We start from the raw sequence: 6,887 nt of genomic DNA on the forward strand, positions 1-6,887 counted from the left end.
TGCCCGTGAGTTCCCCTAGCTTTTGCCGCATGACCAGTGCGAACCCTTTACGTCAGCTGACCCTCGACCAGCTCAGGCGCCGCACCAGCATGAAGTGGCGCCACTACCCCGAGGACGTGCTGCCCGTGTGGGTGGCCGAGATGGACGTGCCGCTCGCCGAACCCGTGGCGCGGGCGATCATCGAGGCGGTGGAGCGCGGTGACACCGGCTACCCCAACGGCACCGCCTACGCCGAGGCTTTGGCGGAGTTCGCGAAGACGCGGTGGGGCTGGGCGCCCGCGGTCGAACGGACGAAGATCGTGCCCGACGTGATGATGGGCGTCGTCGAGATGTTCCGGCTGGTCTCGCACCGGGACGCGCCCGTCGTGGTCAACAGCCCGGTCTACCCGCCGTTCTTCCAGTTCATCGAGTCCCTGGGCCGCCAGGTCGTCGAGGCGCCGCTGGGTGCCGACGCGCGGGTCGACTTCGCCGTGCTGGAAGCGGCGTTCGTCAAGGCGGGCAAGGGCTCGGTCTACCTGCTGTGCAACCCGCAGAACCCGACCGGCACCGTGCACACCGTCGCTGAACTCGAAGAAGTCGCGCGGCTCTCGCGTGCACATGGCGTACGCGTCGTGGCGGACGAGATCCACGCTCCGCTCACCGCCGAGGGCTTCGTGCCGTATCTGAGCGTCGCGGACGACGGGCTGTCGCTGATGTCGGCCTCCAAGGCGTGGAACCTCGCAGGACTCAAGGCCGCGCTCGCCATCGCCGGACCGGACGCGGCCGACGACCTCAAGAGGCTGCCCGAGGAGGTCGGCCACGGCCCGAGTCACGTCGGGATCCTCGCCCACACCGCGGCGTTCCGGCACAGCGTCGACTGGCTGAACGCCCTGCTGGACGGGCTGGACGAGAACCGGCGACTGCTCGCCGGACTGCTGGCCGAACACCTTCCCGAGGTGCGCTACGCCCCCGGTCAGGGCACCTACCTCGCCTGGCTGGACTGCCGCGCGCTCGGCGACGATCCCGCCAGGACGTTCCTCAAGCGCGGCAAGGTCGCGCTGAACTCCGGCCTTCCGTTCGGCACCGGCGGCGCGGGCTTCGTGCGGATGAACCTCGCGACCTCGCCGGAGATCATCACCGAGGCGGTTCACCGGATGTCCAAGGCGTGGAACGAAACCCTCGCTCCGTAGCGACGCGGCTGGTACTGCTGGAGTCCGTGCGGATCAAACCCGGCTTCGCGGCCACGACGGTGCTGGTCTGGGCGTCCGGCTATCCGGTCGGGGCCCTCGCGGTGGCCGTGGCGCCGCCGTTCCTGATGACCACGATCCGGTTCGCCATCGCCGCCGCGCTGATGGCGGTCGTGGCCCTGGTGACGAGCGCGAGCTGGCCGCGCGGACGGCAGCTCGTGCACACCTGCGTGGCCGGGTTGCTGGTGCAGGCGTGCCAGTTCTCCGGCGTGTACCTCGGACTGCGGATGGGCGTGCCGGCGGCAACGACGGCGTTGGTCATCTCGTGCACGCCGGTGCTCACGGCCGTGGTGGCCGCCTGGGTGTTCCGTGTCCGAATAGGACTGAAGCAGGTCGCCGGGCTGGCGCTCGGCGTCGCGGCGGTGCTGGCGGCGTTGTGGGACCGGCTGGGATCGTTCGGGACCGGCGCGATGTTCACGGTGCTCGGCATGCTCGGGTTCGTCGCGGGTGGCGTGTACCAGCAGAGGTTCTGCCGGGACACGGACTTCCGCAGCGGCAACGCCGTGCAGCACGCCGTGTCCGTGCCGGTCGTCGGGTTGCTGGCGCTGACCGAGAGCTCCCCGGTCACGGACTGGCGGCAGCTCTGGCTGACCCTCGCGTTCCTGGTGCTGGTCAACTCGATGGGCGGGGCGTCGCTGTTCCTGGTCGGCGTGCGCAGGGGCGGGGCGGCGGCGATGACCACGCTGTCCTCTGTGGTCCCGTCCGTGACGGCGTTGATCGCGTGGCCGTTGCTCGGACAGGTGCCGACGCCGGGAGTCGTGGCCGGACTGGTGCTCGGTTTCGGAGCGTGCTGGCTCGGCACCGCCACTCATTCAGGTCCTGTCGCCCGGACGGCAGTCGAAGAACCGGCAGGCGGTAGGTAACGTTGATCGAATGACGGACGGCACCTTCGAAGCGTTTCGGAAGGCCGAGGCGTTGATGGCACAACGCAGGCCGCTCGACGCGTTGCGCGAGCTGAAACAGGTGCTGGCCGAAGCCGGGGAGGCACCGTCGGTGCAGCTGCTGGCCGGCCGGGCCTATCTCGGGTCCGCGCAGCTCAACAGGGCCGAAGAGGCGTTCCGCAAGGTGCTCGACCTCGATCCGAGCGACCACTACGCGCGGTTCGCGCTCGGCAGGACCCTGCAACGGCAGGGGCGCCTCACCGAGGCGCTCGCCCAGTTGCGGATGGCGGTCGCGATGCACCCGTCACCCGAGTACCAGGAAGCGCTCGGCGAGGTCAAAGCCCGGCTGGCCCTGGGGAACTGATCACCGGAACAGGCCCTCGCCCCAGAACCCGCCCTCCTTCACCCCCGGCGGCACGGCGAAGTGCCCGGAACCGGTGTGCTCCACGTACTCCATCATGTCGTCCTTTGTGGACAGCGCCTGCTGCATCGGCACGAACTGCGTGCGCGAGTCCCGGTTGAACGCCACGAAGAACAGTCCGGCGTCGAGGTGCCCGAGCCCGTCCGAGCCGTCGGTGAAGTTGTAGCCGCGGCGCAGGATCCTGGCCCCGTTCAACGCTTCCGGCGACGCGAGCCGGATGTGCGCGATCTCGCCGATCAACGGGATCCCGCCCGCGCCCTTGACGTGCAGGTCGGGCTCGTCGAACTCGTTGGCCTGCCCCAGCGGCGCGCCCTCGCCCTTGGTGCGGCCGACGATCTGCTCCTGCTCGACCAGCGACGTCCGGTCCCAGATCTCGATGTGCATCCGGATCCGGCGCGACACCAGGTACGTGCCGCCGACGAGCCAGTCCGGCCCGTCCTCCTTCGACACCCACACGTGATCGCGGAGATGGTCGGTGTCCTCGGCCTTGATGTTGCGGGTGCCGTCCTTGAAGCCGAACATGTTGCGCGGCGTCGCCTGGTCCCGCGTCGTCGACGACGTGCGCCCGAACCCGAGCTGCGACCAGCGGACCGCGACCCGCCCGAACCCGATGCGCACCAGGTTGCGGATGGCGTGCACGGCGACCTGCGGGTCGTTCGCGCAGGCCTGGATGCAGATGTCCCCGTTGCTGCGCGCGGGATCCAGGTCGTCCTGCGGGAAGCGCGGCAGGTCGATCAACCGCTCCGGCCGCTTGTCCTTGAGCCCGAACCTGTCGTCGAACAACGACGGCCCGAAGCCGATCGTGATCGTCAGCGCGGACGCGGGCAGGTCGAGCGCCTCACCGGTGTCCTTCGGCGGCGCCTCGGCGTTGCCGCCCACAGCACCGTTCTCCGCGGCCTCCTGACCGGCCGTCATCCGTTCCGCGGCGACCGTCCACTCCTTGAGCAGGCTGATCAGCTCGTCCCGGCTCTTCGTCTTCACGTCCAGCGCGACGAAGTGCATGTGGTCCTGCGCGGGCGTCGTGATGCCGGCCTGGATGTCGCCGCGGAACGGAACCTTGGCCGCGGCGACGTTCTCGACCTCGGGAGAGGCTTTCGTGGCGAACGCACCGGCGGCGGCGCCGGCGCCGGCGAGCGCCACACCGGCGCCCGCGAACCCGAGGAGCCTGCGACGGGGAACCCCGGTCACTTGGCCGACACCACTTCCGCGACCTTGCTGACCGGCTCGCCGAGCGCGTCGACGGCCTCGGCCAGCGCCTTGATCTCGTCCTGCGTCAGCTCGGTGTAGAGCTTGAACCCGTCACCCTTGCGCTGCTTCTCGAGCGCCTCGTCGAGCGCCTTGAACTTCTCGTCCAAAGTGGACACGAGCGCCTTGTCCTTCTGCTCCACCACGGGACGCAGCGCGGCGATCGCGGCCTGCGACCCGTCGACGTTGGCGCGGAAGTCCCACAGGTCGGTGTGCGAGTAGCGGTCCTCCTCGCCGGTGATCTTGCCGGTGGCGACCTCGTCGAGCAGTTCCTTGGCACCGTTGGCGAGCTGCACGGGCGTCAGTTCGACGGTCTTCGCCTTGGACACGATCTCCTTGACGTCGACCAGCAGCTGGTCCGCGATCTTGTCCGAGTCGGCCTGCAGCCCGGACTCCCACAGGTCCTTCTCCAGGCGGTGGTAGCCGGTGAACGCCATGCCCTCCTCGATGACGTCCTCGCGGCCGTCGATCTTGGGATCGAGGTCGCCGAAGCTCTCCGCGACGGGCTCGATGCGCTCCCAGTAGGTGCGCGACACGGGGAAGAGCGCCTTGGCGTCGTCGACCTTCTTGACCTTGACGGCGTTGACGAACTCCTCGGTCTTCACCAGCAGCTGGTCGGCCTGCGAGGTCACGTACCGGGCGTAGCTCTTGGTCGCCTCGGCCAGCAACGCGTTGCCGTCGGTCGACTTCTTGGCGTCACCGGTGACCGTGAAGTCGCCGCGGATGCCGTCGCCCTTCATGCCGGGCTTGCACGCCGTCTGGAACTTGCCGGACTCCGTGACCTCGACGATCAGCTTGCGGGTGAGCCCGGGCCCGATGTTCTCGACCTCGCCGAGGATCCGGTCGCCCTCGGCGTAGAGGTAGAACTCGGTCACCTTGGTGCCCTTGTTGGCCACCTCGAACGTGACGTTGCCGGTGCTCGCCTCGGTCTTGGCGACCTTGCACGCGTCGTCACTCGCCTCGACCGCGATGCTGCCACTCGCGCCGGTCGTGCCGCCGTTGCCGCTGCACGCCGCCAGCATCGCGAGTGAGCCCAGGATGACTGCTGTCTTGCGCACGGTTTGCTCCACTAGATGATCAGTTGGCCACGGCGGCGCGACGGCGCGGCCGGATGAGGAACAGGGACAGCACCACCACCACGTAGCCGACCCACGCGATGGCCTGCAGCACGGACGTCCGCTGCGAGTAGTTGAAGAAGCCCTTGAGCAGCGCCCCGTACCAGGAGTCCTCCGGCAGGGTGTCGCTGATGTCGAACGCCAGCGTGTTCAGCCCGGGCAGGATCGCGGCTTCCTGCAGGTCGTGGATCCCGTAGCTGAGCACGCCCGCCGCCACGAACACGAGCAGCACGCCCGTGACGGTGAAGAACTTGCCGAGGTCGAACCGGATCGCCCCCTGGTACAGCAGCGCGGCGATCACGACCGCCACCAAAATCCCCGAAAGGAACCCGAGGAGCGGCTCGGTCGTGCCCCCTCCAGCGGCCTGCACGCTGGAATAGAAGAAGACCGCCGTCTCCAGCCCTTCCCGCCCAACGGACAAAAGGGACACAAGAACGATGGCGAGGGGTCCGATTTTGAGCGCTTCGTCCATTTTGCCGCGCAACTCGGCGGCAATCGTCTTGGCCGCCCGGCGCATCCAGAAGATCATTCCGGTGACGAACGCGACCGCAATGATCGACATCGTCCCGCCGAACGCTTCCTGCTGCTCAAACGTCATGCCGGCGGCACTGAACGTGATGATCGCACCGGCCGCTACGGACAGTGCCAGAGCAGTCGCAACACCGACCCAAACCCACTTGAGCGCGTACCTTCTGCCCGTCTTCACGAGGAATGCGATCAAGATGCTCACCACGAGCGCGGCCTCAAGGCCTTCACGCAGCCCGATCAGCCCGTTGGCAAACAACATCCCGACGCCTCCACAAATTAGGTCGGCCTTATTTAAGGTAAGCCTCACCTGATTGTCCAGACGCCATCAGTGCCGGTTTCATCACGCTTCACCCCGCCGCCTGCGCCGGGAAGCACGTAGCCTGGGTGCAATGGTCCCGCCGCCGCCCGTCCAGGAACCCGCCCGCCGCAACCGCAACGGCAACATCTTCGGCCGCATCGTCCTGGTGCTGCTGCTGATAGTCGTGGTCGCCGCGGGCGCCTGGGGCCTGGGCGCCCTGAACCGCAAGAACGCGGCTCCCCTGGGCCCACCCCCGTTCCTGGTCCCCATCCAGGAGGTAGAACCAGGCGCGGCCGCCCCGAGCAACGCCGCCTCCCCAGGAACCACACAAACGGCCAACCCCTTGGCCGAATGGGCAACCCGCGTAGCGTCCAAGACCGACATCCCGGTCCGCGCCGTACACGCCTACGCCCAAGCAGACCTGACGATGCAACAGGAGTCCCCGGCCTGCCGAATCAGCTGGGCGACCCTCGCAGGCATCGGCCGAATCGAGTCGCACCACGGCAACATCAACGGCGCCCGCCTCCAGGAGAACGGCCTGCCGTCCCGCCCGATCATCGGCATCCCCCTGGACGGCGGCCCAGGCGTAAAAGCGATCAAGGACACCGACGGCGGCCGCCTGGACGGCGACACCACGTGGGACCGAGCCGTGGGCCCGATGCAGTTCATCCCAGGCACCTGGAACCGCTGGGCAAAACGAGCAGCAGGCGACGGCCAGCCGGCAGACCCGCAGAACATCGACGACGCGGCCCTCACCGCCGCGCGCTACCTGTGCGGAGGCGGCGCCCGCGACCTGGGCACGGGCCAGGGCTGGTGGGCAGCCGTCCTGACGTACAACAACTCCGTGGAGTACGGCCAGAACGTGTTCAGCGGGGCCGACGCCTACGCACGCGCAAGCGTGCCGCAGTAGGGCCGCTCGCAGGCTCGCGCAGGGGTCCCCTTGGATTCAGGATCCCCCGCGACCCAACTTAGCGACGAGGTCTGACACTCCCGCGAAGCCGAAGGCAAGCAGTCCGAGCACGCAGCCACGGCAAGCGCCTGATCGCCCGCGAAGCCGGAGGCGAGCCGTCCGAGCACGCGGTCACGGCAAGCACCCGCCCGCCCGCGATGCCGAAGGCGAGCCGTCCTTACCGTGCGGTCCGGGTGGGGTGGCTTCGTCACGAGTCGTGCCAC

General features: G+C 68.7%; 7 protein-coding genes. 4 read left to right on the forward strand and 3 right to left on the reverse strand.

The window, feature by feature from the left end:
* Nucleotides 1-29: 29 nt before the first annotated feature.
* The 3 genes from SK854_RS40110 to SK854_RS40120 are packed head-to-tail and all read left to right on the forward strand — an operon-like array spanning nucleotide 30 to nucleotide 2,471.
* A complete protein-coding gene (locus SK854_RS40110; RefSeq protein ID WP_319980362.1) occupies nucleotides 30-1,169 on the forward strand; it encodes a MalY/PatB family protein in 1,140 nt (379 codons plus the stop codon).
* A complete protein-coding gene (locus SK854_RS40115; RefSeq protein ID WP_319980363.1) occupies nucleotides 1,145-2,089 on the forward strand; it encodes a DMT family transporter in 945 nt (314 codons plus the stop codon). Before SK854_RS40110 ends, SK854_RS40115 begins: the two co-directional genes overlap by 25 nt.
* Before the next feature lie 10 nt (nucleotides 2,090-2,099).
* Nucleotides 2,100-2,471 carry a tetratricopeptide repeat protein gene (locus SK854_RS40120; RefSeq protein ID WP_319980364.1) on the forward strand — a complete coding sequence of 124 codons (372 nt, stop codon included), beginning with the start codon at nucleotides 2,100-2,102 and terminating at the stop codon, nucleotides 2,469-2,471.
* Here the strand turns inward: SK854_RS40120 and efeB are convergent, their stop codons facing one another.
* The 3 genes from efeB to efeU are packed head-to-tail and all read right to left on the reverse strand — an operon-like array spanning nucleotide 2,472 to nucleotide 5,675.
* Nucleotides 2,472-3,716: an iron uptake transporter deferrochelatase/peroxidase subunit gene (efeB, locus tag SK854_RS40125; RefSeq protein ID WP_319980365.1), complete on the reverse strand. Its 1,245-nt coding sequence runs from the start codon at nucleotides 3,714-3,716 to the stop codon at nucleotides 2,472-2,474. It lies immediately after the preceding gene.
* The gene (gene efeO / locus SK854_RS40130) at nucleotides 3,713-4,795 is read right to left on the reverse strand and encodes an iron uptake system protein EfeO (RefSeq protein ID WP_319980380.1); all 1,083 of its coding nucleotides are present in this window, start codon (nucleotides 4,793-4,795) and stop codon (nucleotides 3,713-3,715) included. Before efeO ends, efeB begins: the two co-directional genes overlap by 4 nt.
* 55 nt (nucleotides 4,796-4,850) lie before the next feature.
* Nucleotides 4,851-5,675, reverse strand: a complete 825-nt coding sequence (gene efeU, locus SK854_RS40135) for an iron uptake transporter permease EfeU (RefSeq protein ID WP_319980366.1) — start codon at nucleotides 5,673-5,675, stop codon at nucleotides 4,851-4,853.
* Between the two features lie 130 nt (nucleotides 5,676-5,805).
* On the opposite strand from efeU, the gene SK854_RS40140 reads away from it, so the two are divergent.
* Nucleotides 5,806-6,624: a lysozyme family protein gene (locus tag SK854_RS40140; RefSeq protein ID WP_319980367.1), complete on the forward strand. Its 819-nt coding sequence runs from the start codon at nucleotides 5,806-5,808 to the stop codon at nucleotides 6,622-6,624.
* The last annotated feature ends 263 nt before the right edge of the window (nucleotides 6,625-6,887 follow it).

Origin of the sequence: Lentzea sokolovensis, assembly GCF_033949975.1 — a bacterium.
Classification (GTDB): domain Bacteria; phylum Actinomycetota; class Actinomycetes; order Mycobacteriales; family Pseudonocardiaceae; genus Lentzea; species Lentzea sokolovensis.

Excerpts from the sequence above, each read along its gene's own strand:
- SK854_RS40140 (WP_319980367.1), top strand. The coding sequence starts at position 5,806 with ATGGTCCCGCCGCCGCCCGTCCAGGAACCCGCCCGCCGCAACCGCAAC.
- SK854_RS40120 (WP_319980364.1), top strand. The coding sequence starts at position 2,100 with ATGACGGACGGCACCTTCGAAGCGTTTCGGAAGGCCGAGGCGTTGATG.
- efeO (WP_319980380.1), bottom strand. The coding sequence starts at position 4,795 with ATGCTGGCGGCGTGCAGCGGCAACGGCGGCACGACCGGCGCGAGTGGC.
- SK854_RS40110 (WP_319980362.1), top strand. The coding sequence starts at position 30 with ATGACCAGTGCGAACCCTTTACGTCAGCTGACCCTCGACCAGCTCAGG.
- efeU (WP_319980366.1), bottom strand. The coding sequence starts at position 5,675 with ATGTTGTTTGCCAACGGGCTGATCGGGCTGCGTGAAGGCCTTGAGGCC.